Source organism: Microbacterium sp. GbtcB4, assembly GCF_019091465.1.
GTDB classification, from domain to species: domain Bacteria; phylum Actinomycetota; class Actinomycetes; order Actinomycetales; family Microbacteriaceae; genus Microbacterium; species Microbacterium paraoxydans.
Genome location: NZ_JAGXJJ010000005.1, coordinates 46,320 through 71,897, shown reverse-complemented (window position 1 = coordinate 71,897; position 25,578 = coordinate 46,320). Strand labels below are relative to the sequence as shown.

25 protein-coding genes are annotated in these 25,578 nt (G+C 71.4%); 9 read left to right on the top strand and 16 right to left on the bottom strand.

Annotated features, from left to right (window positions below; all coding sequences use genetic code 11):
• The 5 genes from KVS71_RS09670 to KVS71_RS09650 are packed head-to-tail and all read right to left on the bottom strand — an operon-like array spanning nucleotide 1 to nucleotide 4,257.
• Nucleotides 1-606, bottom strand: coding sequence for an NUDIX domain-containing protein (locus tag KVS71_RS09670; protein ID WP_060923548.1), 606 nt, complete (start codon nucleotides 604-606; stop codon nucleotides 1-3).
• A 9-nt stretch (nucleotides 607-615) separates the two neighbouring features.
• Nucleotides 616-1,845 carry an MFS transporter gene (locus tag KVS71_RS09665; protein ID WP_025103074.1) on the bottom strand — a complete coding sequence of 410 codons (1,230 nt, stop codon included), beginning with the start codon at nucleotides 1,843-1,845 and terminating at the stop codon, nucleotides 616-618.
• A gap of 9 nt (nucleotides 1,846-1,854) precedes the next feature.
• Entirely contained in the window at nucleotides 1,855-2,187 is a 333-nt protein-coding gene (locus KVS71_RS09660; protein WP_060923549.1) for a thiamine-binding protein, read from the bottom strand.
• 4 nt (nucleotides 2,188-2,191) lie between these two features.
• A complete protein-coding gene (locus KVS71_RS09655; protein ID WP_060923550.1) occupies nucleotides 2,192-3,430 on the bottom strand; it encodes a DUF2029 domain-containing protein in 1,239 nt (412 codons plus the stop codon).
• Nucleotides 3,427-4,257 carry an ADP/ATP-dependent (S)-NAD(P)H-hydrate dehydratase gene (locus KVS71_RS09650; protein WP_217584432.1) on the bottom strand — a complete coding sequence of 277 codons (831 nt, stop codon included), beginning with the start codon at nucleotides 4,255-4,257 and terminating at the stop codon, nucleotides 3,427-3,429. The genes KVS71_RS09655 and KVS71_RS09650 overlap by 4 nt, the downstream gene beginning before the upstream one ends.
• Nucleotides 4,258-4,313: 56 nt before the next feature.
• On the opposite strand from KVS71_RS09650, the gene KVS71_RS09645 reads away from it, so the two are divergent.
• Nucleotides 4,314-5,381: an NADH:flavin oxidoreductase/NADH oxidase gene (locus KVS71_RS09645; RefSeq protein WP_217584431.1), complete on the top strand. Its 1,068-nt coding sequence runs from the start codon at nucleotides 4,314-4,316 to the stop codon at nucleotides 5,379-5,381.
• Between the two features lie 59 nt (nucleotides 5,382-5,440).
• Here the strand turns inward: KVS71_RS09645 and KVS71_RS09640 are convergent, their stop codons facing one another.
• The 3 genes from KVS71_RS09640 to KVS71_RS09630 form a co-directional block, all read right to left on the bottom strand.
• Nucleotides 5,441-6,502, bottom strand: coding sequence for a hemolysin family protein (locus KVS71_RS09640; protein ID WP_025103069.1), 1,062 nt, complete (start codon nucleotides 6,500-6,502; stop codon nucleotides 5,441-5,443).
• Nucleotides 6,499-7,818, bottom strand: coding sequence for a hemolysin family protein (locus KVS71_RS09635; protein WP_060923227.1), 1,320 nt, complete (start codon nucleotides 7,816-7,818; stop codon nucleotides 6,499-6,501). The genes KVS71_RS09640 and KVS71_RS09635 overlap by 4 nt, the downstream gene beginning before the upstream one ends.
• A 113-nt stretch (nucleotides 7,819-7,931) precedes the next feature.
• Nucleotides 7,932-9,386: a GuaB1 family IMP dehydrogenase-related protein gene (locus KVS71_RS09630; protein ID WP_060923228.1), complete on the bottom strand. Its 1,455-nt coding sequence runs from the start codon at nucleotides 9,384-9,386 to the stop codon at nucleotides 7,932-7,934.
• A gap of 161 nt (nucleotides 9,387-9,547) precedes the next feature.
• Between KVS71_RS09630 and KVS71_RS09625 the strand changes: the two genes are divergently transcribed.
• Nucleotides 9,548-13,225: a multifunctional oxoglutarate decarboxylase/oxoglutarate dehydrogenase thiamine pyrophosphate-binding subunit/dihydrolipoyllysine-residue succinyltransferase subunit gene (locus tag KVS71_RS09625; protein WP_217584430.1), complete on the top strand. Its 3,678-nt coding sequence runs from the start codon at nucleotides 9,548-9,550 to the stop codon at nucleotides 13,223-13,225.
• 63 nt (nucleotides 13,226-13,288) lie between these two features.
• Here the strand turns inward: KVS71_RS09625 and KVS71_RS09620 are convergent, their stop codons facing one another.
• From KVS71_RS09620 to KVS71_RS09610, 3 genes are read right to left on the bottom strand one after another with little or no spacing between them, the layout of a single operon-like run.
• Entirely contained in the window at nucleotides 13,289-14,590 is a 1,302-nt protein-coding gene (locus tag KVS71_RS09620) for a GNAT family N-acetyltransferase (protein ID WP_217584429.1), read from the bottom strand.
• A gap of 48 nt (nucleotides 14,591-14,638) precedes the next feature.
• Nucleotides 14,639-14,884 carry a zf-HC2 domain-containing protein gene (locus tag KVS71_RS09615; protein WP_025103064.1) on the bottom strand — a complete coding sequence of 82 codons (246 nt, stop codon included), beginning with the start codon at nucleotides 14,882-14,884 and terminating at the stop codon, nucleotides 14,639-14,641.
• Nucleotides 14,881-15,543, bottom strand: a complete 663-nt coding sequence (locus KVS71_RS09610; RefSeq protein ID WP_025103063.1) for a sigma-70 family RNA polymerase sigma factor — start codon at nucleotides 15,541-15,543, stop codon at nucleotides 14,881-14,883. Before KVS71_RS09610 ends, KVS71_RS09615 begins: the two co-directional genes overlap by 4 nt.
• Before the next feature lie 66 nt (nucleotides 15,544-15,609).
• On the opposite strand from KVS71_RS09610, the gene aroA reads away from it, so the two are divergent.
• Genes aroA through bcp form a run of 3 tightly spaced genes read left to right on the top strand, consistent with a single transcriptional unit; the run spans nucleotide 15,610 to nucleotide 18,483 of the window.
• Nucleotides 15,610-16,926 carry a 3-phosphoshikimate 1-carboxyvinyltransferase gene (gene aroA, locus KVS71_RS09605; protein ID WP_217584428.1) on the top strand — a complete coding sequence of 439 codons (1,317 nt, stop codon included), beginning with the start codon at nucleotides 15,610-15,612 and terminating at the stop codon, nucleotides 16,924-16,926.
• A 3-nt stretch (nucleotides 16,927-16,929) separates the two neighbouring features.
• Complete coding sequence (gene rsgA, locus KVS71_RS09600) at nucleotides 16,930-18,000, top strand: ribosome small subunit-dependent GTPase A (RefSeq protein ID WP_217584427.1); 1,071 nt, start codon at nucleotides 16,930-16,932, stop codon at nucleotides 17,998-18,000.
• Nucleotides 18,001-18,009: 9 nt separating this feature from the next.
• Nucleotides 18,010-18,483, top strand: coding sequence for a thioredoxin-dependent thiol peroxidase (gene bcp / locus KVS71_RS09595; protein ID WP_105949568.1), 474 nt, complete (start codon nucleotides 18,010-18,012; stop codon nucleotides 18,481-18,483).
• A 15-nt stretch (nucleotides 18,484-18,498) separates the two neighbouring features.
• Here bcp and KVS71_RS09590 read toward each other — a convergent pair whose 3' ends face one another.
• The gene (locus KVS71_RS09590) at nucleotides 18,499-18,885 is read right to left on the bottom strand and encodes a hypothetical protein (protein ID WP_217584426.1); all 387 of its coding nucleotides are present in this window, start codon (nucleotides 18,883-18,885) and stop codon (nucleotides 18,499-18,501) included.
• A 230-nt stretch (nucleotides 18,886-19,115) separates the two neighbouring features.
• Between KVS71_RS09590 and KVS71_RS09585 the strand changes: the two genes are divergently transcribed.
• Nucleotides 19,116-19,364 carry a WhiB family transcriptional regulator gene (locus KVS71_RS09585; protein ID WP_017203224.1) on the top strand — a complete coding sequence of 83 codons (249 nt, stop codon included), beginning with the start codon at nucleotides 19,116-19,118 and terminating at the stop codon, nucleotides 19,362-19,364.
• A gap of 60 nt (nucleotides 19,365-19,424) precedes the next feature.
• Here KVS71_RS09585 and KVS71_RS09580 read toward each other — a convergent pair whose 3' ends face one another.
• Together KVS71_RS09580 and KVS71_RS09575 are read right to left on the bottom strand one after the other, a co-directional pair.
• Nucleotides 19,425-20,909, bottom strand: coding sequence for a sensor histidine kinase (locus tag KVS71_RS09580; protein WP_060923178.1), 1,485 nt, complete (start codon nucleotides 20,907-20,909; stop codon nucleotides 19,425-19,427).
• A 24-nt stretch (nucleotides 20,910-20,933) separates the two neighbouring features.
• Nucleotides 20,934-21,320, bottom strand: a complete 387-nt coding sequence (locus tag KVS71_RS09575) for an Rv3235 family protein (protein ID WP_105949566.1) — start codon at nucleotides 21,318-21,320, stop codon at nucleotides 20,934-20,936.
• A 185-nt stretch (nucleotides 21,321-21,505) separates the two neighbouring features.
• On the opposite strand from KVS71_RS09575, the gene KVS71_RS09570 reads away from it, so the two are divergent.
• On the top strand, nucleotides 21,506-22,117 hold the full coding sequence (locus KVS71_RS09570) for a hypothetical protein (protein ID WP_060923180.1): 612 nt from the start codon (nucleotides 21,506-21,508) through the stop codon (nucleotides 22,115-22,117).
• 3 nt (nucleotides 22,118-22,120) lie between these two features.
• Here the strand turns inward: KVS71_RS09570 and KVS71_RS09565 are convergent, their stop codons facing one another.
• Entirely contained in the window at nucleotides 22,121-22,399 is a 279-nt protein-coding gene (locus KVS71_RS09565) for a helix-turn-helix domain-containing protein (RefSeq protein WP_060923181.1), read from the bottom strand.
• Between the two features lie 98 nt (nucleotides 22,400-22,497).
• Between KVS71_RS09565 and KVS71_RS09560 the strand changes: the two genes are divergently transcribed.
• Nucleotides 22,498-23,118, top strand: coding sequence for an SAF domain-containing protein (locus tag KVS71_RS09560; RefSeq protein WP_060923182.1), 621 nt, complete (start codon nucleotides 22,498-22,500; stop codon nucleotides 23,116-23,118).
• Nucleotides 23,115-24,398, top strand: coding sequence for a P-loop NTPase (locus tag KVS71_RS09555; RefSeq protein ID WP_217584425.1), 1,284 nt, complete (start codon nucleotides 23,115-23,117; stop codon nucleotides 24,396-24,398). Before KVS71_RS09560 ends, KVS71_RS09555 begins: the two co-directional genes overlap by 4 nt.
• On the opposite strand, the gene KVS71_RS09550 is transcribed toward KVS71_RS09555, so the two are convergent.
• Nucleotides 24,289-25,515 carry a pyridoxal phosphate-dependent aminotransferase gene (locus KVS71_RS09550; protein WP_217584424.1) on the bottom strand — a complete coding sequence of 409 codons (1,227 nt, stop codon included), beginning with the start codon at nucleotides 25,513-25,515 and terminating at the stop codon, nucleotides 24,289-24,291. The two genes, KVS71_RS09555 and KVS71_RS09550, sit on opposite strands and share 110 nt — an antisense overlap.
• Nucleotides 25,516-25,578 lie beyond the last annotated feature (63 nt).

Here is a 25,578-nt window from a genome sequence, read left to right as displayed (position 1 = left end):
TCAGGCCGGGTCGAACCGCCACGGCAGGGTGTGGGCGTGAAGAGTCCCCTGCGCCCAGCCGAACGCCCCGCCCCCGTCGCGCACCTCCGTCTGGAACAGCTCGACCGCTCCGCCGGACGCCAGCGCGGCCTCGACGTCGGTGAAGGCGGAGAGCCGGTGCAGCGTGACCCAGGTGGGCGGGAAGAGCCGCCATTCCCCCGTCGCGTGCCGCTCGAAGGCCGTGTCCGGTGACACCCAGGCGAGCTCGACGACCTCGTCGGCCGCCGGTGACGGCTCGGCATCCGGGGCGAGGGCGAGGAAGAACCAGGTGCGGATCCGCACGGGTGCCTCCGCGGGCGGGTGCCACTCCGACAGAGGCACCAGGTCGTCGACGACGAGTCCGACCTCCTCCGCGGTCTCCCGGGCGGCGGCCCGGCGTGCGTCGTCGATCTCCGCCGCGCCCGCCCGCCGATCCTCCGGCTCGACCTTCCCCCCGGGGAACACCCAGGCGTCCGCGAAGGAGCCCCGCGACGGACGGCGCAGCAGCAGCACCTCGAAGCCACCGGGGCTCGGGCGCAGCAGCACGACGGTTCCGGCGAGCGGGAGGTCGTCGTCGGGAGCGGTCACCCCGTCACTCTACGACGCGAGGACCGGCGTCTGCGCGACCCGCCGTGCCTCCACGCGGTACGACACCAGAGCGATGAGGAGTCCGGCCACCGCGAGCACCGCCCCGGTCCACGCCGGTGCCGTGAAGCCCCAGCCGATCGCGATCACGATGCCCCCGAGGAAGGCACCGAGGCTGTTGCCGATGTTCAGAGCGGAGTGGTTCATGGCCGCCGCGATGGACTGGTTGTCGCCGGCCACGTCCATCAACCGCGTCTGGATCGTCGGGCTGAGCACGGAGGAGACGAAACCGACGAGGACGACGACGAGGCTCAGGCTCACGATCCAGAACGAGAGCACCGCGAGGAGAGCGAACACGACGGCCATCGCGGCGAGGCCCAGCAGCAGCGTCCGGCGGAGGTCGATGTCCGCGAGATGACCGCCGACGAGGTTCCCGCCCGTCATGCCGAGCCCCATCAGCACGAGCACGATCGGCACGACCCAGTCCGGCGATCCGGCCACCTCCGTAACGAGCGGGGCGATGTAGCTGTAGACGGCGAAGAACCCGCCGAAGCCGATCGCCCCGACGCCGAGCGTGAACCAGACCTGACCGATGCGGAACACCCCGAGCTCCGCCCGCATCGTGCGTCCGGGGTTCCCCGGGTGCGCGGGCACGAACAGCGCGATGAAGACGGTGGCGAGCGCGAAGACGAGCGCGACGACCGCGAAGGCCGCGCGCCAGCCCCACTCCTGGCCGAGGAAGGTGCCCAGCGGCACGCCGACGACATTGGCGACCGTGAGCCCGGTGAGGATGAACGCGACGCCCTTGGCACGGTTGCCCGGCCCCATCACATCGGCGGCGACCAGCGCGCCGATGCCGAAGTAGGCGCCGTGCGGGAGCCCGGCGAGGAAGCGCGAGACCCCGACGAGCTCGAACGTCGGCAGCACCACGGTGAGCGCGTTGAAGACGGTCAGCGCGAGGGCGAGCACGATCATCACCCGATGCCGCGGATAGCGGGCGACGAAGCCGGCGATGGTCGGGGCGCCGATGACCACGCCGAGTGCGTACAGCGAGATCAACCAGCCGGCCTGGCTCAGCGCCTCCTCCTGGCTCGACGCCCAGACGGACGGGAGGAGGTCGGCGGCGATGTTCGGCAGCAGCCCCATGACGACGAACTCGGTCATGCCGATGCCGAAACTGCCGATGGCGAGGGAGAGGAGCGCCCACTTCGCCGCACCCCTCGAAGGTGTCGAGGGATTCACCGGTTCAGCTTACCGGTCGTCGGACTCCTCGATCGCCGCCTCCAGACGCTCGACCTTGGCGTCGAGCTCTCCCGTGTACCCGGGGCGGATGTCCGCCTTGAGGACGAGGGACACCCGCGATCCGTACGGCAGGACCGCCTCGGTCGCCCGCTTGACCACGTCCATCACGGTGTCCCAGTCGGGCCCCTCGATCTCGGTGAACATGCTCGTCGTGCGGTGCGGAAGCCCCGACGCGCGGACGACGCGCACCGCGGCGGCCACGGCGTCGTGCACGGACGCATCGGGGCGCTCGGCGCCGTCGGCGGGCGTGCCGCTGGGGGCGACGGAGAAGGCGATCAGCATGGGTTCACTCCTGGGTTCGGGGACGACGGACGGCGGGGACCCGCGCGAGCGCGACGGCGCTCACGGCGGCGAGGACGACGAGCAGGGCGTTGCGCATCGTGAGCAGCAGGACCGGGGCGGCTTCGGCACGCAGCAGCCCGTCATAGCTCAGCGGATACACGAGACACGTGAGGAGGCACAGCGCGAGCACGAGGGCGGCGGCGGTGCGCGCCCGGCGGCGGTCGAGCACGAGCCACAGGATCACCGGTGCGAGCAACCAGGTCTGGAACTGCGGCGAGCCGACCTTGTTCAGGGCGATGAGCACCGTCACCAGGAGCAGGGCCAGCGGCGGGAAGAGTCGCGCGAACGACGCGCCGCGGGCGGCCTTGACCCCACCGACGACGGTGACGACGGCGGCGGCGAGCACCAGGAGCGGGGTGAGGATCGTCGCGAGGGCCTCCGCGCCCGGCGCGACGATCTGGAAGGTGAGGATGTCGTAGCTGTACTCGATGCGGGCGGCCCCTGTCACGGCCATCCAGAGGAACGGGGTCGCGGCGACCGCCTCGATCTGGAGTCCCCGGCCGGTCTGCGCGGTGAGGAAGCCGAGGATCTCGGTGTCAGCGCCGAGCAGCAGGAGCACCACCACCACACCGGCCGTGACGCCCGCGGCGGCCAGGAGCATCCGCAGCCGCGCCCTCGCGGCCACGACCGCCGCGAGGAGCAGCGCACCGGGCCAGATCTTGATCCAGGCGCCGATGGTCAGCAGCGCCGCGGCGATGGTCGGGCGGGTCACCAGCCAGAGGCCGGCCACGACGGCGATCGGCACGGTGACGGCATCGATGCGGTACAGCGCGATGGGTCCGAGGAGCAGCAGCGCCGCGCACCAGAACCATGCGGCGGTGCGCCGCGCCCGCACGTGTCCGCGCCCGACGAGCACGGCGAAGGCGACGGCGTCGAGCACCGTGACCAGCAGCGCCCACCCGATGAGGTAGGCGCCCGAGACGCCGAGCAGCGGGAGGAACGGGGCGGCGAGCACGGCCGCGAGCATCATCGGCAGGAGCGCGAGCTGCGGATACACCCAGGACTCCGTGACGCCCACGATCTCCCCGCCGCTCCACGCCGCCGTCGCCCAGGGCTCGTAGACCAGCACGACGTCCCCCATGGGCTGGCTCGGGTAGACCCAGCCCAGCCCTGCGGTCAGGAGGTGGACGAGGAGGAAGGCGATCCACAGCGCGACCAGGCTCCCCCGGACCGTGGTCCTCACGACAGGAGGTCCGCGACCGCGCGGGGCAGCGCCTCCGCGACGTCGAGCGCCACGATCGGATGACCGCTCTCGCCCGCGGTCGCCGCAGCGGCGAGGCGGGCGGCGTGCCCGTGCAGCCAGACGGCCGCCGCGGCGGACTCGACGAGCGGGCTGTCCGGATTCGCGGCGATCACGGCGGCGACGATCCCCGCCAGCACGTCCCCCGTCCCGGCCGTCGCGAGCCAGCCGGTCCCCGCTTCGACGGCGATGAGCGTGCCGTCAGGTGCGGCGAGCAGGGTGCGTGCGCCCTTGCGCAGCACCACGCCGTCGATCGCGGCGGACACGTCGCGGACGTCGCCGAGATCGTCCCCGGCCCCGTCGATGCCGACGCGCTCGCGCAGCCGCGCGAACTCCCGGCCGTGCGGAGTGGCGACGAACGGGGCGCGGGCGCTCGGCGCCAGATCGAGCGCTCCGGCGTCGATGACCACGGGGACGTCGCCGCCGACGATATCCCGCAGCGCCTGCGCCTCCGCCACGCTCCGGTCGTCCGGATCGGTCCCGGAGCCGATCACCCAGGCGCCGATCCGCGTGCGTCCGGCATCCGGCCCGCCGACGGTCTCCGGGCGTCGGGCGAGCACCGCCGCCACCGCCGACGGCGCGCCGACGTAGCGGACGAATCCGGCACCGGTGCGCCAGGCGGCCTCGACGCCCAGCACCGCGGCGCCGGGGTAGGCGGCCGATCCGGTGCGGATGCCCACGACGCCCCGCGAGTACTTGTCATCCTCGGCGGTCGGCGCGCGGAAGAACCGCGCCGCGTCGCTGCGGGACCACTCGCGCACGTCGCTCATGACTCCACGTTAGCCCGACGGCCCTGTCCCGTCCGCGTCGGCGGTACCGTCGAACGGTGAGTCTTCTCTTCTCCCCGCTGACCATCCGGTCGACCACGTTCCGCAACCGCCTCTGGGTCTCCCCCATGTGCATGTACAGCGCCGTCGACGGCGTGGCGCAGGAGTGGCACCACACCCACCTCGCGCAGTTCGCCTCGGGCGGCGCCGGGCTCATCGTGGCCGAGGCCACGGCCGTCGTGCCGGAGGGGCGCATCTCCCCTCGCGATCTCGGGCTGTGGGACGACGCGCAGCGCGACGCCCTCGCCCCGATCGTCCGCGCGATCCACGACCGCGGGGCCGCCGCGGGCATCCAGCTCGCGCACGCCGGGCGGAAGGCCTCGACCTGGTGGCCCTGGGCCGACGAGCGCGGCTCGGTCCCCACCGCCGCGGGCGGATGGACGTCAACCGCCCCGTCCGCGGTCGCCTACGAGGGGTTCGCCGCGCCGGTCGCGCTGGACGCGGACGGCATCGACCGCGTGGTCGACGGGTTCGCCGCGGCGACCCGTCGGGCGCTCGAGGCGGGCTTCGACGTCATCGAGATCCACGGAGCCCATGGCTACCTCCTGCACCAGTTCCTGTCGCCGCTGTCGAACCTCCGCGAGGACGAGTACGGCGGCTCGCTGGAGAACCGGGCCCGGCTGCTGCTGCGCGTCGTGGACGCGGTGCGCGAGGCGGCCGGCGACGACGTGCCGCTGTTCGTCCGCATCTCGGCGACGGATCACGCAGAGGGCGGGTTCACGCCCGAGGAGGCCGCGACGGTCGGCGGCTGGGCGACCGCGCGCGGCGCCGACCTCATCGACGTCTCCAGCGGCGGCCTCGTCGCGCACCAGCGCATCAGCGTCTCCCCCGGCTACCAGGTCCCGCTGGCCGAGACGGTCCGCCAGGGCGGGCGGATCCCGGTGTCGGCCGTGGGCCTCATCACCGCCGCCGCCCAGGCCGAGCAGGTGCTCGCCGACGGGGCGGCCGACGCGATCTTCGCCGGACGGGAGTGGCTGCGCGACCCGCACTTCGCGCTCCGGGCCGCGCACGAGCTGGGCGACACGGTCGCCTGGCCGCCGCAGTACGAACGCGCGCACTGGCGCTGACGCCCACGACGAAGGCCGCCGGTTCCCGAGGGAGCCGGCGGCCTTCGCGTCTCCGGATGTCAGTGGCCGCGGACGCGACGGGTCGCGTCCTGCACCTCGCCGACGAGCTCCTCGAGGATGTCCTCCAGGAACAGCACGGCGGTGGTCTCCCCCCGGGCGTCGCGGACCTTGGCGAGGTGGCGACCCGCCCGGCGCATGACGGCGAGGGCGTCCTCCAGATCGGTGTCCTCCTGCACGGGCACCATGTGGTGGATGCGCTTGCCGGGGATCGGCTCGAGCACCTTGGCCTCGGCATCCGGGCCCTCCGAGGCCCGCAGGATGTCCTTGAGGTGGACGTAGCCGATCGGGACGTCCTCGTCGTCGACGATCACGTAGCGCGAGAACCCGTAGCGGGCCACCGCCTTCTCGATGTCGTCCGGCGTGGTCGTCTGCGGCAGCGTGACGAGGTCGCTCAGCGGAACGGCCACGTCGCGCGCCTTCTTGTCGGTGAACTCCACCGCGGCCGTCACCGTACCCGCGGTGTCCATGAGCACGCCCTCACGGCGCGACTGGTTGACGATGGTCGCCACCTCGTCGAGTGTGAACGTCGACGCCGCCTCGTTCTTCGGCTCCACCCGGAAGAGGCGCAGCACGCCGTTCGCCGCCGCGTTCAGCAGCCAGATCACCGGCATGAACACCTTCGACACCCACACCAGCGGCGTCGCCAGCAGCAGCACGGCCCGGTCCGGAATCGAGAACGCGAGGTTCTTCGGCACCATCTCGCCGAACACGACGTGCAGGAACGACACGATGAGCAGTGCGATCGTGAACGACACGACGTCCACCGCGCCGTCCGACCAGCCCAGCGCGTGCAGCGGCACGGCGAGCAGGTGGTGGATGGCGGGCTCGGAGACGTTCAGGATGAGCAGCGAGCAGATCGTGATGCCGAGCTGCGAGGTCGCGAGCATGAGCGTCGCGTGCTCCATGGCGTACAGCGCCGTCTTGGCCGGGCGCGAGCCACGCTCGGCCTTCGGCTCGATCTGCGAGCGCCGCGCGGAGATCACCGCGAACTCGGCGCCGACGAAGAACGCGTTCGCCGCCAGCAGGACGACGAGCCAGGCGAGGCCTCCCCAATCGCTCACAGGGACACCCCCTCGATGATGACGGCATCCGGTCTCGGGACGTAGCGCACCCGATCCACCCGGCGGCCGTCCATGCGGACGACCTGCAGCGTGCCGCTCTCCAGGGGCACCTCGTCCCCGACGACCGGCACCCGCTCGAGGACGCTCATGACGTAGCCGCCGACCGTGTCGTAGACATCACCCTCCGGCACCTCGACGCCCGCACGGCTGCGCAGCTCGTCCGGGCGCAGCTCGCCGGGGAAGGTCACCCCGTCGCGGTTGCGGATGATGCCGGCCCTCGTCCGGTCGTGCTCGTCGGACACCTCGCCGACGAGCTCCTCCACGAGGTCCTCCAGCGTCACGATGCCCGCCGTCCCGCCGTACTCGTCGACGACGACCGCGAGCTGGTAGCCGCGACCGCGGAGGTCCGAGATGAGCGCGTCGACATGGGCGGTCTCCGGCACGCGGAGCGGGTCGGTCGCGAGGGCCCCGACGGGCACCTCCGCCCGGCGTTCCCTCGGCACCGAGATGGCGGCCTTGAGGTGCACGACGCCCGTGATGTCGTCGAGATCTTCGTCGAAGACCGGAAAGCGGCTGTGGCCGGTGCGCCGCGCCAGCTGGATCACGTCGTCCACCGAGTCGCCGGCGGCGATCGCATGCATGCTCGGGCGCGCCGTCATGACGTCGGCCGCGGTGAGCCGCGAGAACGTGAGCGTGCGGTCCAGCAGCGTGGCGGTGTCGGCCTCCAGAACTCCGGCGCTCGCCGACCGTCGCACGAGCGACGACAGCTCCTCCGCGCTGCGCGCGCCGGAGAGCTCCTCCTTGGGCTCGATGCCCATGCTCCGCAGCACCCCGTTGGCGCTGCCGTTCAGCACGACCACCGCCGGCTTGAACACCGTCGTGAAGGCGATCTGGAAGGGCACGACGAGCTTCGCCGTGGCCAGGGGCAGCGCCAGCGCGAAGTTCTTCGGGACGAGCTCGCCGAGGATCATCGAGAGCACCGTCGCGACGAACATCGCCACCACGGTCGCGATGGGAGCGACGGCGGCTTCCGGGATGTTCCAGGCGACCAGCGTGGGACGCAGGAGGTTCGACAGCGCCGGCTCCATCGTGTATCCGGTCAGCAGCGTGGTCAGCGTGATGCCGAGCTGCGCGGAGGAGAGATGCGTCGAGGTGTGCCGCAGGGCGCTGATCGTCAGGGAGAGGCGGGACTCGCCTCGCGCCTGCCGCGCTTCCAGATCCGCGCGGTCGAGGTTCACGAGGGCGAACTCGCTCGCGACGAAGAGGCCGGTGCCGACCGTGAGCAGAAGCCCCACGCCCAACATGATGTAGTCCATCAGATCTTCCTCTCCGGGGAGAGAACGGGACGGTGGGGCGATGTTCGGCAACTGGGAGGGTCGTCCATAGTGCGCTCGATTCTACAGAAGCGGACTGTGGTCGCGGCAGGTGGTCACCAGCTGACCGGCAGCGCCTTGCCCTCCTCGTAGCCGGCCGCCGACTGCAATCCGACGACGGCGCGCTCGTGGAACTCGGGCACGGTCGCGGCCCCGGCGTAGGTGAAGGACGACCGCACGCCCGATGTGATCATGTCGAGCAGGTCCTCGACTCCCGGGCGCAGCGGGTCGAGGTAGATCTTGGAGGAGGAGATGCCCTCGGCGAACAGCTCCTTGCGCGCCCGCTCGTAGGCGTCGAGCCGACCGAACCGCGCCTGCACGGCCTTGGTCGAGGCCATCCCCCATGACTCCTTGAACAGACGACCGTCCGTGTCGCGCTGGAGCTCGCCCGGGGCCTCGATCGTCCCGGCGAACCAGGAGCCGACCATGACGGAGGCGGCACCGGCCGCGAGCGCGAGGGCGACGTCGCGGGGGTAGCGCACCCCGCCGTCGGCCCAGACATGGGCTCCGGCCTCCGCGGCGGCCTGCGCGGTCTCCAGCACCGCGGAGAACTGGGGACGACCGACCGCCGTCATCATCCGCGTCGTGCACATCGCCCCCGGCCCGACGCCGACCTTGAGGATCGAGGCGCCCGCGTCGACGAGATCCCGCACGCCGTCCGCGGTGACGATGTTCCCCGCGACGATGGGGAGCCCGAGCCCGAGGGACGCGACCTCCTGCAGCGCCCGGAGCATGCCCTCCTGGTGGCCGTGCGCGGTGTCGACGACGAGCACGTCCACCCCGGCCGCCGCGAGCGCCTTCGCTTTCGCCCCGACGTCGCCGTTGATGCCGACCGCCGCGGCGACGGCGAGGCGCCCGTCGGCGTCCACGGCCGGCCGGTACAGCGTGGCGCGGAGGGCGCTGCGGGCGCTCAGCGTCCCGACGAGGTGGCCGTGGTGGATGACCGTGACCACTTCGACGTCCGCCTCGGTGATGACGTCGAAAGCGTGCCGTTCGGAGCCGATGTCGTCCGCGTCGATCGACGGCGTCCCCCGGTGCACGAGGTCGCCGAGCTGCGCGTCGGGCAGCGCGGTCGCGAGACGGGTGGCCGGGAGCACGCCGACGATGCGGTCGACGGGGATCGGTGCCGCACCGGAGGCGACGACGATCCCGTGGCCGGGGGCGGCGGGGAGCAGGCGGAGGGCGTCGGCGACGGTCGCCTCCGGGGGCAGCACGAGCGGCGTGTCCCAGAGCACCGGCTGCCCCTTCACGTCGCGGATCGCGGCGTCGAGTTCCTGGAGCGGGAGGTCCTGCGGCAGCACGCCCAGCGCCCCGCGGCGCGCGAGCACGGCGGCGATCCGCGGCCCGGTCACCGAGTTCATGTTCGCGGCGACGAGCGGCAGCGTCGCCGGGGTGCCGTCGTGCGGAGCGAGATCGACCTGGAGGCGACTGGTGACGGCCGAACGGCGCGGCACCAGGAAGACGTCCGAGTAGGTCAGATCGACGGTCGGCTGCGCACCTGAGAACTCCATGTCTCCACGGTACCCAGATCGGCGCGGCACGGGTCGGTCTCTTCGACGTCTCTGCGGTCGAAACAGGTTAGGCTTGGTGGTCGAGAGTGTGCGGGCCCGAGCGCATCCTGCGTCGTGCGTCCGCATCGGAGATCTTCAGCGATGAAAGAGGGCGATAGAGCGTGTCGAACCAGGTGACCGGCGTCGGTGGCGACGGGGGGTTCGGAGCCAATTCCTGGCTCGTCGAAGAGCTCTACGAGCAGTTCAAGGAGAACCGCGACTCGGTCGACAAGGAGTGGTGGCCCATTCTGGAGAAGTACCACTCCGAGACCACCGCAGCCGGAGGCGCTCCCGCCGCGACCACGGCCCCGGCGCACCCCGTGACCGCTCCCATCCCCGTGATCGGTGCACAGCCCGTCGCCCGCACCACGGCGAAGCCGGCGGCCGCCGCGCCGATCCCCGCCCAGGCGCCGAAGCCGAAGCAGGAGTCCAAGGAGACGCAGCCGCCCTCCGAGGAGGACAAGGTCACCCCGCTGCGCGGTCTGCCGAAGACCCTCGCCGCGAACATGGACGAATCGCTCACCGTCCCCACCGCGACGAGCGTCCGCACGGTCCCGGCCAAGCTGATGATCGACAACCGCATCGTCATCAACAACCACATGGCCCGCACCCGCGGCGGCAAGGTCAGCTTCACCCACCTCATCGGCTGGGCCCTCATCCGCACCCTCGACGAGTTCCGCAGCCAGAACGTCTTCTACACCGAGATCGATGGCAAGCCCTCCGTCGTGGCCCCGGCGCACGTCAACCTCGGCATCGCGATCGACCTGCCCAAGCCGGACGGCACCCGCGCTCTCATGGTCCCGAGCATCAAGCGTGCCGACACCATGACCTTCACCGAGTACCTCGCCGCCTATGAGGATCTCGTCACCCGCGCGCGCGCCAACAAGCTCACCGCCGCCGACTTCCAGGGCACGACGGTCTCGCTCACCAACCCGGGCGGCATCGGCACGGTGCACTCGGTCCCGCGTCTCATGAAGGGCCAGGGCTGCATCATCGGCGCCGGTGCTCTCGAGTACCCCGCCGAGTTCCAGGGCGCGAGCGACAAGACGCTCAACGAGCTGGCGATCGGCAAGACCATCACCCTCACGAGCACGTACGACCACCGCGTCATCCAGGGCGCCGGATCCGGCGAGTTCCTGAAGAAGGTGCACGAGCTGCTGATCGGCCAGCGCGGCTTCTACGACGACATCTTCGCGGCGCTGCGCATCCCGTACGCGCCGATCCGCTGGAACCCGGACATCGCGGTCGACCTCGCCGAGCGCGTGGACAAGCAGTCCCGGGTGCAGGAGCTCATCAACTCCTTCCGTGTGCGCGGCCACCTCATGGCCGACATCGACCCGCTCGAGTACCGTCAGCGTTCGCACCCGGACCTGGAGATCGAGAGCCACGGCCTGACGTTCTGGGACCTCGACCGCGAGTTCGTCACCGGCGGGTTCGGCGGGCGCCGCGTCGCCAAGCTCCGCGACATCCTCGGGGTGCTGCGCGACTCGTACTGCCGCACTCTCGGCATCGAGTACATGCACATCCAGGATCCGGAGCAGCGCCGCTGGTTCCAGGAGAAGGTCGAGGTCAAGTACCAGAAGCCCGGCCACGACGAGCAGCTGCGCGTGCTGCGCAAGCTCAACGAGGCCGAGGCCTTCGAGACCTTCCTGCAGACGAAGTTCGTCGGCCAGAAGCGCTTCTCGCTCGAGGGCGGCGAGTCGCTGATCCCGCTCCTCGACGAGATCCTCCAGGGCGCGGCCACGGCCGGGCTGGAGGGCGCCGCGATCGGCATGGCCCACCGCGGCCGCCTGAACGTGCTCACCAACATCGCCGGCAAGACGTACGGCCAGGTCTTCCGCGAGTTCGAAGGCACGCAGACCCCCGGCAACCAGCGCGGCTCGGGCGACGTGAAGTACCACCTGGGTACCGAGGGCACGTTCGTCGCCGACGACGGCTCCGCGCTGCCCGTGTACCTCGCCGCCAACCCCTCCCACCTGGAGACGGTCGACGGCGTGCTGGAGGGCATCGTCCGCGCCAAGCAGGACCGCAAGCCCATCGGCACCTTCGCCTGGCTGCCCATCCTCGTCCACGGCGACGCGGCCTTCGCCGGCCAGGGCGTCGTCGTCGAGACCCTGCAGATGTCGCAGCTGCGCGGCTACCGCACGGGCGGCACGATCCACGTGGTCGTCAACAACCAGGTCGGCTTCACCACGACGCCGAGCGACGCCCGCACCTCGGTCTACGCCACCGACGTCGCCAAGACGATCCAGGCGCCGGTCTTCCACGTGAACGGCGACGACCCCGAGGCCGTCATCCACGTCGCGCAGCTCGCGTTCGAGTACCGCGAGCGCTTCCACCGCGACGTCGTGATCGACCTCGTCTGCTACCGCCGTCGCGGCCACAACGAGGGCGATGACCCCTCGATGACGCAGCCGCTGATGACCGACCTCATCCAGGCGAAGCGCTCCGTCCGCCGCCTGTACACGGAGTCCCTCGTCGGTCGCGGCGACATCACCGAGGAGGAGTACGACGAGGCCAAGGCCGACTTCCAGAACCGTCTGGAGATCGCCTTCGCCGAGACGCACGCCGCCGAGACCGGCACGACCCCGATCGCCCCGGAGGAGGCCCCGCAGGTCGAGGACCAGGTCGGAGCCCCCGAGGTCACCGGTGTGCCGGCCGAGGTCATCCGCCTCATCGGCGACGCGTTCGTGAACAAGCCCGAGGGCTTCACGGTGCACCCGAAGATCCAGCAGCTGCTGGAGAAGCGCCTCGACATGAGCCGCAACGGGAACATCGACTGGGGCTTCGGCGAGCTGCTCGCCTTCGGCTCGCTCCTGGTCGAGGGCACCCCGGTGCGCCTCGCCGGCCAGGACTCGCGACGCGGGACCTTCGTGCAGCGGCACGCCGCGCTCCACGACCGTGCGAACGGCCAGGAGTGGCTGCCGCTGTCGAACCTGTCCGACGCGCAGGGCCGCTTCTTCGTCTACGACTCCCTGCTCAGCGAGTACGCCGCGCTCGGCTTCGAGTACGGCTACTCCGTGGAGGCTCCCGAGGCCCTGGTGCTGTGGGAGGCGCAGTTCGGCGACTTCGTCAACGGCGCCCAGTCGGTCATCGACGAGTACATCTCCGCCGCGGAGCAGAAGTGGGGTCAGCAGTCCAGCGTCACGCTCCTGCTCCCCCACGGCTACGAGGGCCAGGGACCGGACCACTCCTCCGCACGCATCGAGCGGTTCCTGCAGCTGTGCGCGCAGGACAACATGATCGTGGCGCGCCCGTCGACCCCGGCGTCGCACTTCCACCTGCTGCGCCGGCAGGCCTACGCCCGTCCGCGCAAGCCGCTGATCGTGTTCACGCCGAAGGCGATGCTGCGCCTGCGCGGCGCGACGAGCCCGGTGGAGGCGTTCACCGGGGGCCGCTTCGAGCCGGTCCTCGACGACGACCGGGGTCTCGACCGTTCCGCCGTGAAGCGCGTGCTCGTGCACAGCGGCAAGGTGCATTGGGACCTCCGCGCCGAGCTGGAGAAGAACCCGAACCCGGAGATCGCCCTGGTGCGTCTGGAGCAGCTCTACCCGACGCCCATCGACGCGCTGAAGATGATCACCGACTCGTACCCGAACGCCGAGCTCGTGTGGGTGCAGGAGGAGCCGGAGAACCAGGGCGCCTGGCCGTTCCTCGCTCTGGCCTTCGCCGACGTCCCCGGCGACCGCTCCTTCCGCCCGGTCTCGCGTCCGGCGTCGGCCTCGCCGGCGACGGGCTCGTCCAAGGTGCACGCGACCGAGCAGGCCGCGCTCATCCGCGCGGCGGTCACCCTGGGCTGACCGCCTCTCTGACGACGAAGGGCGCCCCGGCTTCGGCCGGGGCGCCCTTCTCCGTTCCGCGGGTCAGTACCAGATGTCGAGGGACGGCGCCGGGAAGGCGACGAACGCACGGTCCAGTGCCTCGACGGCGTCGACCGGGCCCGTGATCCGGCCTGCTCCGTGCAGCGCGGCGACGCGGATGCTGCCTGCGTAGATCGACGAGAGCGCGGAGACGTCGAGGACGAGGTCCGCCTCGGCGCCCGGAGCCTCCTCGATGTCCGCCTGCCCCTCCGCGTCGACGCGGAGCCGCCAGGTGCCCGCGGCGAATCCCAGGGCGTCCTCGATGCGGAGCACGGTGTCCAGGGGCGCGGCGTAGGTCCGGGCCGTGAGCGCGGCGCGGACGTCCAGGACGCGAAGCCAGCCGTGGTCGTGCACCTCCTGGGTGACGCCGCGCGGGTCCGCGACCAGCCACGGCAGGGCGTCGTCGAGCGGTCGGAGATCGGCGGTCACCTCGTCGACGAGGTCGTGCTGCAGCGCGAACCGCCACAGCGCAGCCGTCGCCTCCGCCGTCTCGGCGACGAGCAGGCGCACGTGCAACGCGAACCGGAACGTGCCACCGCGCTCGGTGAGGTGGAAGGCCATCACGCCGCGCACCTGACCGGACTCGTCGCGATAGCGGATGCCGCGCACCCGGTCCCGGTCGGTGTCGGTGCTCGCGAGCCCGCTGATGCCCGCCCAGCGGGCCGCCCACCCCGGCACCTGGCCGGACCGCGCGGTACGGGCGCGCTCGTGCGCCTCCGCCAGGGCCTCGGCGAGCTCCTCGCGCTCGAGGTACTCCACGCGGCCGGCCGGGACGGGGCCCGCCCAGCCGGCGCGGCGCACGTCCACGGTGAACCGCGCCACGGGGACGGCGGAGCCGAAGCCGTACCGCCCGTAGATGGTCGCCTCGGAAACCGTGAGGCCCGCGACGGGGAGGCCGGCATCGACGGCGGCGCGCAGCTCACCCTCCAGCAGGGCGCGCGCGATGCCACGGCGGCGATGCGTGCCGGCCACGGTGACCCCGCTGATCGCCCACATCCCGATCTCGCTGCCGGGGATCGTCAGCGGCGTCACCCAGGAGTCGATGGTCGCCACCGGGAAGCGGTCGGCCGGGGCGTCGGGCTCGTAGACGCCGATGTTTCGCCGGCTCTTCAGGGTGCCGACACCTTCCTCGCGAGCCGCCTCCGAGGGGTCGGCACCGAGGAACCCGCGGGCCATCGCGCGCTGGAAGGCGGCCACGCGCGTGGCGTCCGTCGTATCCAAGACCCGATAGTCGAGGCCGTCCTCCGCGAGGCGGTCGACGGACGTCTGGTCAGCGGGGATCCCGCGTGCATCGATGAGGGCCATGCACACAGCCTACGGGCGGTCTCCGACGCTCCGCGCCCGGCGGGACGCTCAGTGCTGCGCGGCTTGGACCTCGCGGAGCCGGGCGAACACCTGGTCCCGCAGCTCCTCCGGAGCGGTCTCCTTGCAGGCGCGGGCGATGACCTCGGTGAGGGTCGTCGCCACCAGAGCCTCGTCCCGGCATGCCGGGCAGTTCTCCAGGTGCTCGCGGATCTCGGCGTGCTCGGTCTTGCACACCTCGTTGCGGAGGTACTCCTCCAGATCCTGACGGGCCTTGTCGCAGCCGCAGTCGCTCATTTCTTGCTCCTCGGGTCAGCCGCGGCGATTCCCCGCTCCGCGGCGTAGTCGGCCAGCAGCTCCCGCAGCATCCGCCTGCCACGGTGCAGACGGCTCATCACGGTGCCGATGGGGGTCTTCATGATGTCGGCGATCTCCTGGTACGCGAAGCCCTCGACGTCGGCGAGGTACACCGCGAGCCGGAAGTCCTCCGGAACCGCCTGCAGCGCGTCCTTCACGACCGACGCCGGCATGCGGTCGATGGCCTCCGCCTCCGCCGACCGGCTGTGCGACGCCGTCGTCGACTCCGCGCCGCCGAGCTGCCAGTCCTCGAGCTCGTCGATGGTGCCCTGGAACGGCTCGCGCTGCCGTTTGCGGTAGATGTTGATGTACGTGTTGGTGAGAATGCGGTACAGCCACGCCTTGAGGTTCGTGCCCTGCGCGAAGGTCGACCACGAGCCGTAGGCCTTGACGAAGGTCTCCTGCACGAGATCGGCGGCGTCAGCGGGATTGCGCGTCATGCGCATCGCGGCGGCGTAGAGCTGGTCCATGAAGGGGAGCGCCTGCTCCTCGAACTCGCGCCGAGGGTCGCCGACGGTGGCTGCGGTTGCGGTGTCGTCCATCACCGGCCAGTCTAGGCGGCTGAGGTCGATCACCTCGCGTTCCAGCGTCGCAGGCATCCTCTTCCCTTCGCACGGGTGCCGCCTCTCACGAGGACGGCGTTGCGTTTACTAAGGTGAGAACCGATGAGCGCCAAAAGGTATTCCCCCACCCGTGTGCAGGGCGCCTACCCCGCGCCCACGATCGACGGCCCGGTGCACGCCGAGCTCACGATCCCCGGCTCCAAGTCCCTCACGAACCGCGAGCTCCTCATCGCGGCGATCGCGGACGGCCCCGGCCGCCTGATCGCGCCGCTGCACTCCGACGATTCGCAGCGCATGGTGGAGGCCCTCCGCGCACTCGGCGTCGGCATCGAGGAGGTCGACGCCGGTCATGAGTTCGGTCCCGATCTCGTGATCACGCCCGGCAAGCTCCGCGGCGGCACGACGATCGACTGCGGCCAGGCCGGGACCGTCATGCGCTTCATCGCGCCGCTGGCCGGCCTCGCGGAGCAGGACGTCCACCTCACCGCGCACGAGACGGCCCTGCACCGGCCCATGGGCGGGCTCATCAGCGCCCTGCGCGACCTCGGCGTCGACATCGACGACGAGGGCACCTGGGCCCTCCCGTTCACCATCCGCGGCCACGGCCACATCCGCGGCGGTCGCGTGGAGATCGACGCGTCGGCCTCCAGCCAGTTCGTGTCCGGGCTGCTGCTCGCGGCCCCGCGTTTCGACGTCGGCCTGCACCTCGTGCACACCGGCGAGCGCCTGCCGAGCCTGCCGCACATCGACATGACCATCGAGGCGCTGAGCCGCCGCGGCATCCGCATCGAGCGCCCCGCGGTCGGCGAATGGCTGGTGGAGGCCGGAGTCCCCCGCGCCAAGGAGATCCCGATCGAGCCGGATCTCTCCAACGCCGCCCCGTTCCTCGCGGCGGCCCTCGTCGCCGGAGGCTCCGTCGCGATCACCGGCTGGCCGGCGCACTCGACGCAGCCCGGAGCGCTGCTCCCCGAGATCCTGCAGGCGGCGGGTGCGCACGTCAGCCGTCACGGCGGGGTGCTCACCGTGCGGGCAGGGTCCGGAATCCGCGGACTGGATCTCGATCTCTCCGCCGCCAGCGAGCTGACGCCGACCCTCGTCGGTCTCGCGGCCTTCGCCGACGGCCCCACGACCATCCGCGGCATCGGCCACATCCGCCTCCACGAGACCGACCGGATCGCGGCGCTCGTCGGGAACCTGCGCGCGCTCGGCGGGACCGCCGAGGAGCTCCCCGACGGCATCCGCATCGTGCCGGGCCCGCTCCGCGGTGGCTCCTGGGCCGCGCACCACGACCACCGGATGGCGACGACCGGCGCGCTGATCGGCCTCCGCGTCCCCGACGTGATCATCGATGACATCGGCACCACCGCCAAGACCCTCCCGGAGTTCACCATGCTCTGGGAGCGGATGCTGCGAGGCTGACGGGTGAGCTGGCTGAACGACGCCGACGACCTCGAAGACGACTTCGAGGACTACGACGAGAGCAGCATCCGCACCCGGCCGAACCCGAAGGCCAACCGTCCCCGCACCAAGCGACGCCCCGCGCACGAGGACGCGCAGATCGGCCGCGTCCTGGGCGTCGACCGTGGCCGGTACTCCGTGCTCCTCGACGAGGACACCGCGCAGGAGCGTACGATCACCGCCGCCCGCGCGCGAGAGCTGCGGCGCACGCCGATCGTCACGGGCGACCGGGCCCGCGTCGTCGGCGACACCTCGGGCGACGAGGGCACGCTCGGCCGGATCGTGGGAATCGTCGAGCGCACCTCGCTCCTCCGCCGCAGCGCCGACGACACCGACGAGGTCGAGCGGGTGATCGTCGCGAACGCGGACCAGATGCTCGTCGTCGTGGCCGCCGCCGACCCGGAGCCGCGTGCCCGGCTCGTCGACCGCTATCTCGTCGCGGCCCTGGACGCCGGTATCCGCCCGCTCCTCGTCGTGACGAAGACCGATCTCGCCGACCCCGCCCCCTTCCTCGCGCACTTCGAGGGCCTCGACCTCCGTGTGTTCACGAGCGCACAGGACGGGATGCCGGTCGACGAGATCGGCGCCGCACTCATCGGCCACTCGACGGTGTTCGTCGGACACTCCGGTGTCGGCAAGTCGACGCTGGTGAACGCCCTGGTGCCCACCGCGGGCCGCGCCACCGGACACGTGAACCAGGTCACCGGCCGCGGGCGTCACACCTCCTCCTCCACCGTCTCGCTGCGCTACGAGAGCGCCGACGGCTCCGGCTGGGTCATCGACACCCCCGGTGTCCGCTCCTTCGGTCTCGGGCACGTCGACCCCGCGAACATCCTCGCCGCCTTCACCGAGCTCGCCGTCATCGCGGAGGACTGCCCGCGCGGCTGCACCCACCTCCCCGACGCTCCCGACTGCGCCCTCATCGAGGCGGCGGACCGCGGCGAGCTGAGCGAGACCGGACGCGCTCGCCTCGACTCCCTGCAGCGCCTCCTGCAGACCTTCGCCGACAAGGCGGAGCAGCCCCCCGGACGATAAGCTGGGGCCGTGACCGAACGCCTGGAAACCGGAACCGCCGCCCCCGACTTCTCCCTGCTCGACCAGGACGGGAACACCGTCCGCCTGGCCGATCTGCGCGGCACGAAGACGGTGCTGTACTTCTACCCGGCCGCCATGACGCCGGGGTGCACGACGGAGGCCTGCGACTTCCGCGACAGCATCTCGTCGCTGCAGGGCGCCGGGTATCAGGTCGTCGGCGTCTCGCGGGACGAGCCGGCGAAGCTCGCCGCCTTCCGCGACCGCGACGGCCTCACGTTCCCGCTGCTCAGCGACCCCGACCACGCGGTGCACGAGGCGTACGGCGCCTGGGGCGAGAAGATGAACTACGGCAAGGTCGTCGAAGGCGTGATCCGCTCGACGTTCGTCCTCGACGAGGACGGCGTCATCACGAGCGCGCAGTACAACGTGAAGGCCACGGGCCACGTCGCGCGGCTGCGCAAGCAGCTCGGCATCGACGCCTGACAGGGCGGCGCGGACTCACTCCGCTTCGCGTCGGGCCCCCTCCCGGCGCGCGCTCGCGATGAGGAGCGCGAAGCCCGCGACAGCCGGGATGCCGAGTCCGAGCACGAAGGCCCACGGGATGGGCGGCAGCGTGAGGGCGCCGAGCGCCAGGGCGATCGCGAGGACCTGGAACACCACCCCGCCCGATCGCGCCCAGGAGCGTCCGGCGCGAGTGCCGAACGCGAAGGCCGCGAGCGCGGCGGCGCCGATCAGCGTCAGGACGATGAGAGCGATGGCCGTCGGCAGCGACGCGGCGTCCCCGGCCCCGAGTCCGGCCATCTCGATCACGGCGAAGACGAGCAGGGCGACGGCTTCCACCGCCAGCACGGCGGCGGCGGCGCGGGCGATTCCCGGTGCGCGCACGGGTGTCCTCCCGGGGATCGAATGACGAGAAAACCCTTGATTTCAGGGTATTCATGTAACAGAATAGAGAAAGTCATGTGCTCCCACAGCGGCGTGGGGCGAACGTTCGCGTTCGCATCACAATCAGCGGGCATCCGCCCGTATCTCAACAGGGTAGCGGAACCCGAACCGTCGCCCGAATCGAGAGGTCGCATCGCGACATCTCATGAAATCCACACCGAGGAGCCCCCATGGACTGGCGTGACAAGGCCGCCTGCCTGACCGTCGACCCCGAACTGTTCTTCCCCGTCGGGAACACCGGCCCGGCCGTCGATCAGATCGAGAAGGCCAAGACCGTCTGCGCGACGTGCACGGTCACCGAGATCTGCCTGCAGTACGCCCTGGAGACCAGCCAGGACTCGGGCGTCTGGGGCGGCCTGTCCGAAGACGAGCGCCGCGCGCTCAAGCGTCGCGCCGCACGCGCCCGTCGCGCCTCCTGAGATTCGCGAAGCGGCCTGAGACATCGTCTCAGGCCGCTTCTGCATGTTCCGGGCAGAGCGTCAGCGCTCGAGCCAGCGCAGCGGGATGTCGATGACCACCTCGGTCCCCTCGCCCTCACTCCCCCGCCAGTCGATCGTGCCGCCGAGCTCGCCCTGGATCAGGGTGCGGATGATCTGGGTGCCCAGGCCCTGACCGATCCGGCCCTCCGGGAGCCCGTGGCCCGTGTCGCGGACCGTCACGCGGAGGTTGTCCTCGGTGCGCTTGGCGTCGATGGTCACGACACCCTCCTGCCCGGCGAGGCCGTGCTCCACCGCATTGGTCACGACCTCCGTCAGGGCCAGGGCCAACGGAGTGGCGTACTCGCTCGGGAGCACGCCGAAGTGTCCCGTCGACTGGGTGCGGGCGCGCGTGTTGGGAGCCGACGCCACTTCGGCGACGAGCTTGAGCACGCGATGGAAGACCTCGTCGAAGTCGACTTTCTGCGTCAGCCCCTGGGCGAGGGTATCGTGCACGACCGCGATCGCGTCCACACGGCGCATGGCCTGCGTGAGAGCATCCCGCGCCTCGTCGGAGTGCGTGCGTCGGGCCTGGATCCGGAGCAGGGAGGCCACGGTCTGCAGGTTGTTCTTGACGCGGTGGTGGATCTCCCGGATCGTCGCGTCCTTGGTGATGAGTTCCTGCTCCTGGTGGCGCAGCTCCGAGACGTCGCGGCAGAGCACGATGGCCCCGATGCGTGTGCCGTGATCCTTCAGGGGGATGGCGCGGAGCGAGACCGTCACGCCACGCGCCTCGATGTCCGTCCGCCAAGGTGCCCGACCGGTCACCACCACGGGCAGCGACTCGTCGACCTGCCGGGAGGGCGGCACGAGCCGGGTGGTCACCTCGGCAAGGGACTCCCCCTCCAACTCGTCGTCGAAGCCCATCCGATTGAACGCGGACAGGGCGTTGGGGCTGGCGAAGGTCGTGATGCCGTCCACGTCGATCCGGATCAGCCCGTCGGACGCCCGGGGAGCGCCACGGCGCGGTGACGTGGGGGCTGCCGGGTCCGGGAAGCTGCCGTCCGCGATCATACGGAACAGGTCGTTGGCACACTCGTCGAAGGTGATCTGCTGACGCGACGGCGTGCGCACCTCCCCGAGGTTGGTGTGCCGTGTGACCACGCCGATCACGCGAGGAGCCTTGTCCTCACCCCGACGCTCGATGACGATCGGGACGGCGCGGACCCTGGTCGGTGTCTCCTCGAACCAGTCGGGTGAGGAGGAGTCCACGATCTCCGCCGACTCGAAGGCACCCTGCACCTGCGTGCGCCACTGCGGACGCACGCGCTCCCCGACGATGTCGCGGTAGAAGAGCGTCGCCGCGCCGCTCGGTCGTGCGTGCGCGACGGCGACGAACGATCCGTCGTCCGTCTGGATCCACAGGACGATGTCGGCGGAGGCGAGGTCCGCGAGGAGCTGTCCGTCACCGGCGAGCCGGTGCAGCCACTCCACGTCGTCGTCGGTCAGAAGGCCCTGGGCCTGGGCGAGATCACTGAGGGTTGACACCTCACCAGCCTAGGCTCCCCCGCCTCAGAGGATGGCGAGCGACGTCGCGCGCCACCGGTGGTCGAGCCCTTCCAGCCGGAGGGCCACCGCGCGCGTGCGCCCCGGTCCCGCCACCACCACGACAGCCTCCACGATGCCGTCCCGCGGGTGGGTCACCCGCACAGTGCGGATGACGAAGGTGGGCCGCGTCGGCGCGACACCACGAGCGCTGCGCGCACGGGCGGCGAGGTTGGCCCGGACGACCACGCTGCGGTAGGCCTCCTCGCTGAACCACCGGGCGAGCTGGTCCACCTCCCGCACCCCCGCCAGAGCCTCGAGCGCGCCCTGGGTGAGGCTCCGCACGAGAAGTGCGGGGTCCGGAAGCTCATCGGCCGGGGTGGGCTGCGGTCCGAAGTACTCGGCCAGCATCATCTCGATCTCCCTTCGAAGGGGTCGGCGAGCCGTCAGTAGAACACGTTCCCGGTGCGGCACGGGCGCCACCGGCCCAGGTCTGTGGACAACCCGTAGACGACCGCAGCACGGGCCGGAAGGAGTGCGGTCTCGGCAGGGATGTGGATAACTCGGAGGAGGCGACGCCCGCCCCTACGCTCGGTCGGGTGCACTGGGAATCCCTCTTCGACGACTTGGAAGGACAGCTCGCCGCGGAGTGGGAGGCGGAACGCGCCGCCCGCGACGCCGAATCCGAGCGGCTCCGCATCGCCCGGCTCGATCTGCGCGCACGATTGCGTCATCTGTGCGACGAGCGCACCGACACGACGCTCCACCTCGCCGACGGCGCGCGTGTCCCCGTCGGGCTGCGGTCCTTGGGAGTGGACTGGCTCGCCGCCGTCTCCCGAGTGCCCCAGGGCGCGCGCGTGCCGAGCTCCATGCTGCTGATCCCGATGACGTCGGTCCTCGGGCTCACCGTCGACCATGGCTCGATGCTGAGCAGCCTCGTCGACGAGAGCCAGGGAGCGCCGACGCTCCGCGAGCGGATGTCGCTGGGTTTCGCTCTCCGCGACCTCGCGCGTCGTCGCCTCCCGGTGCACCTCCGTCTCCTCGTCGGGGACGACCTCCACGGGACCATCGATCGCGCCGCCGCCGATCACCTCGACCTCGCCGAGCACGACAGCGGCGCAGCTCGTCGGGCCGACGCCGTCCGAGGATTCAGGATGGTGCCGTACGCGGCGCTGGCGGCGATCCGGGTGCAGGGGACGGCGACGCTCTGACGCTCAGCGGTGCCGCGCCGCGGAGGAGCCCCACAGCTCGGGGAAGCTCGCGGCCTGCGACTGCCGCCACAGGGCCATCCGGCGCGCCTCCTCCGTCTGCGCGGCCAGGTACTCCTCGATGCTCGGCTCCTCGATGCGCCAGCGCGCGGGAGCGCCCAGGGGGGCACCGCGAAGATGACCGGCGTGGACGAGCGCGATGACCTCGTCCACGTCGATGCTCAGCAGCTCTGCCACCTGCGCTGGCGCGAGGAACCGGGGGGTGTGCGGGTGCGGGGGTGTCATGCCCTCATTCTGGGTGCCCACGGCGCGCGCCGTACGGGCAGGCGCGAGCCTGTGGATAACTCGACGGCCCAGAACCCTGCGTCTGTGACCATATCGCCATGGCCCCGCTCTCCCGCTCCCCTCGTCGCTTCCGCGGTGATGCCCGCTTCGCGGTGGGTATCGTGCTCGTCCTCGCATCGATCGCCGGCGTCTGGTTCGTCCTCACCTCGTCCGACCAGGCGGTCCCGGTGCTCCAGGCACGACGCACGATCGCTCGCGGGGAGGTCCTCCGTGCCGCCGATTTCGAGACGGTCGATGTGGCGCTCGGCGCGGTGTCCGACGAGTACCTCCGGCCGGATCAGCTCCCTGCGGGACAGGTCGCCGTCCGAACGCTGACGGAGGGCGAGCTGGTGCCAAGGACGGCGATGACCGCGGCCTCGGACAGTCGCACCACGACGGTCGTCGTCGAGAGCAGCGTGGGTCTCCCGGAGGACGTCGCGGCGGGAACCGAGGTGGAGATCTGGCAGGCACCGCTGCGCGAGGACGGACGCTCGTACGATGAACCCCGCATCCTCGTGGGGGACGTCGTCGTCCGCGCTGTCCTCGAGCCGGAGGGACTGCTGGCGGAGAATGCGGCGGAGCTGGAGATCGTGATCGATCGGAGCGACGTCGCTGCGGTCCTCGCCGCGGTCACCGGTGGCGCCGCGCTCTCCGTCGTCCCGGTCGGAGCCGGGTCGTGAGCGTCGTCCTCCTCGCCGTGACCCAGCCTCGAGCCGACGAGCTGGTCGCCGAACTCGAATGGGAGGGCGTCTCCGCCCTCAGCCTCCCATCCGCGTCCGCTTCCGCGATCATCGCCCGTCTGCAACCGGACGTGGAGGCTGTCGTCGCCCCCGCGACCAGGGCTGTGCTGACCCCCGAACTCCTTTCGGCGTGCGATCGCGCCGGCGTCCGCATCGTCACCCTCGGAGGCACGGACAGCCGGGCGGTCATGCGGATGGGCCTGGCCCCGCCCCTGCGCACGGATGCTCCGGGATGGGAGATCGCTGCAGCGCTCTCCACCGACGTGCGGCACCCTGTCACGGGCCCGCCGAGGGCGGCGTCCCGCCTCACGGCCATCTGGGGCTCGCACGGAGCGCCAGGACGCTCCACGATCGCCGTTCAGCTCGCCGTGGAACTCGCGCGGCGCGGGCGCCGGACGGCGCTGATCGACGCCGACACCGTGGCGCCCTCTCTGGCTCTGCTCCTCGGGATGGACGACGACGCCCCAGGGCTCGCGGCAGCCTGCCGTCGTGCCGAGGCCGGTGCGCTCGATCCGGCCGAACTGACCCGCCTGTCCGCCCGGCTCGCCGCAGGCGGCGCCGAGGTCGACGTGCTGGCGGGCCTCAACCGTCCGAGCCGCTGGCCCGAGCTCTCCGACGCGCGGATGCGGGCGACGCTGTCGGTCTGCCGGAGGTGGGCGGAAGAGACCGTGGTGGACGTCTCAGCCGCCGTCGACACGGACGAGGAGGCGATGTACGACGTGGTCGGCCCGCGGCGACACGCCGCGACCGTCGCGACGTTGAGCGAGGCGGACCGGGTCGTGGCCGTGGCCCTGGCGGACCCGCTGGGGGTCAGCCGCTTCCTGCGGGACCATGCAGAGCTGCGGCGTCTGGTCGGCCAGACGCCGGTGACGGTCGTCGTGAACCAGGTCCGTCCCGGGCCGCTCGGCCTCGACGCCCGAAGTCAGATCCGACGCACCCTGGAGCGGTTCGCCGGGCTCACCGATATCGCCTTCCTCCCGCTGGACCGCCGTGCCGTCGATGCGGCTCTCCTGCATGCCCGGCCGATCTCCGATGTCGCGCCGCGGTCGGCGCTGGTCGCCGCCGTGCGCCGGCTCGCGGCCGACCTCGACCGCTCCGTCTCCGGGGAGACTACTGCCGGTAGCTCGACAGGAAGTTCCCGAGGCGCTCGACGGCTTCGCTCAGCACTCGCGGCTCTGGCAGGGTCACGAGGCGCAGGTGATCCGGCGTCGGCCAGTTGAAGCCCGTCCCCTGCACGAGCAGGATGTGCTCGGACACCAGCAGATCGTAGACGAGCTTGGCGTCGTCGCGGATCTCGTGCACGTTCGGGTCCAGTCGGGGGAACGCGTAGAGGGCGCCCTGAGGCTTCACGCAGGACACACCGGGGATGGCCTCCAGCCCCTCCCAGGCGATGTCGCGCTGCTCGTGCAGCCGCCCGGTCGGGGCGATCAGGGCGTCGATCGACTGCACGCCGGACAGCGCCGCCTGGACGGCGTGCTGCGCCGGGACGTTCGGGCAGAGCCGGGTCGAGGCCAGCAGCGTGATGCCCTCGATGAAGCCCTTGGCGTGGTCCTGCGGACCCGTGACGACCATCCAACCGGACCGGTAGCCGGCCACGCGGTAGGTCTTGGAGAGCCCGTTGAACGTGAGGCAGAGCAGGTCGGGGGCCAGGGTCGCCGTCGGGATGTGCACCGCGTCGTCGAACAGGATGCGGTCGTAGATCTCGTCGGAGAGGATGAGGAGCTGGTGCTCGCGCGCGATCTGCACGAGGCCCTCCAGCACCTGCCGGGAGTAGACCACGCCGGTGGGGTTGTTCGGGTTGATGATCACGAGCGCCTTGGTCCGCGGCGTGATCTTCGACCGGAGGTCCTCGAGGTCGGGCTGCCAGCCCGCGTCCTCGTCGCAGAGGTAATGGACGGGCGTGCCACCCGCGAGGCTGGTCATGGCCGTCCACAGCGGGTAGTCGGGCGCGGGGATGAGGACCTCGTCCCCCTCGTCCAGCAGCGCCTGCATGGTCATGGTGATGAGCTCGGAGACCCCGTTGCCGAGGTACACGTCATCGGGATCGAAACGGGGGAACCCTTCGATCTCCTCGTACCTGCTCACCACGGCACGCCGGGCGGAGATGATGCCCTTGCTGTCGCTGTACCCGTGGGCCGTGGGGAGCGCGGCGAGCATGTCGTGCACGATCTGATGCGGGGCGTCGAAGCCGAAGATCGCGGGATTGCCGGTGTTGAGCTTGAGGATCCGGTGGCCCTCTGCTTCCAATCGCGCCGCCTCGACGAGGGCGTTTCCGCGGATCTCGTACAGGACGTTCTTGAGCTTCGACGACTGGTCGAAGGTGCGCGATGGTGTCATCGATCAAGCCTACAGGGACGACAGGAGGGCCAATCCCACGGACTGGCCCTCCTCGTCACCCGA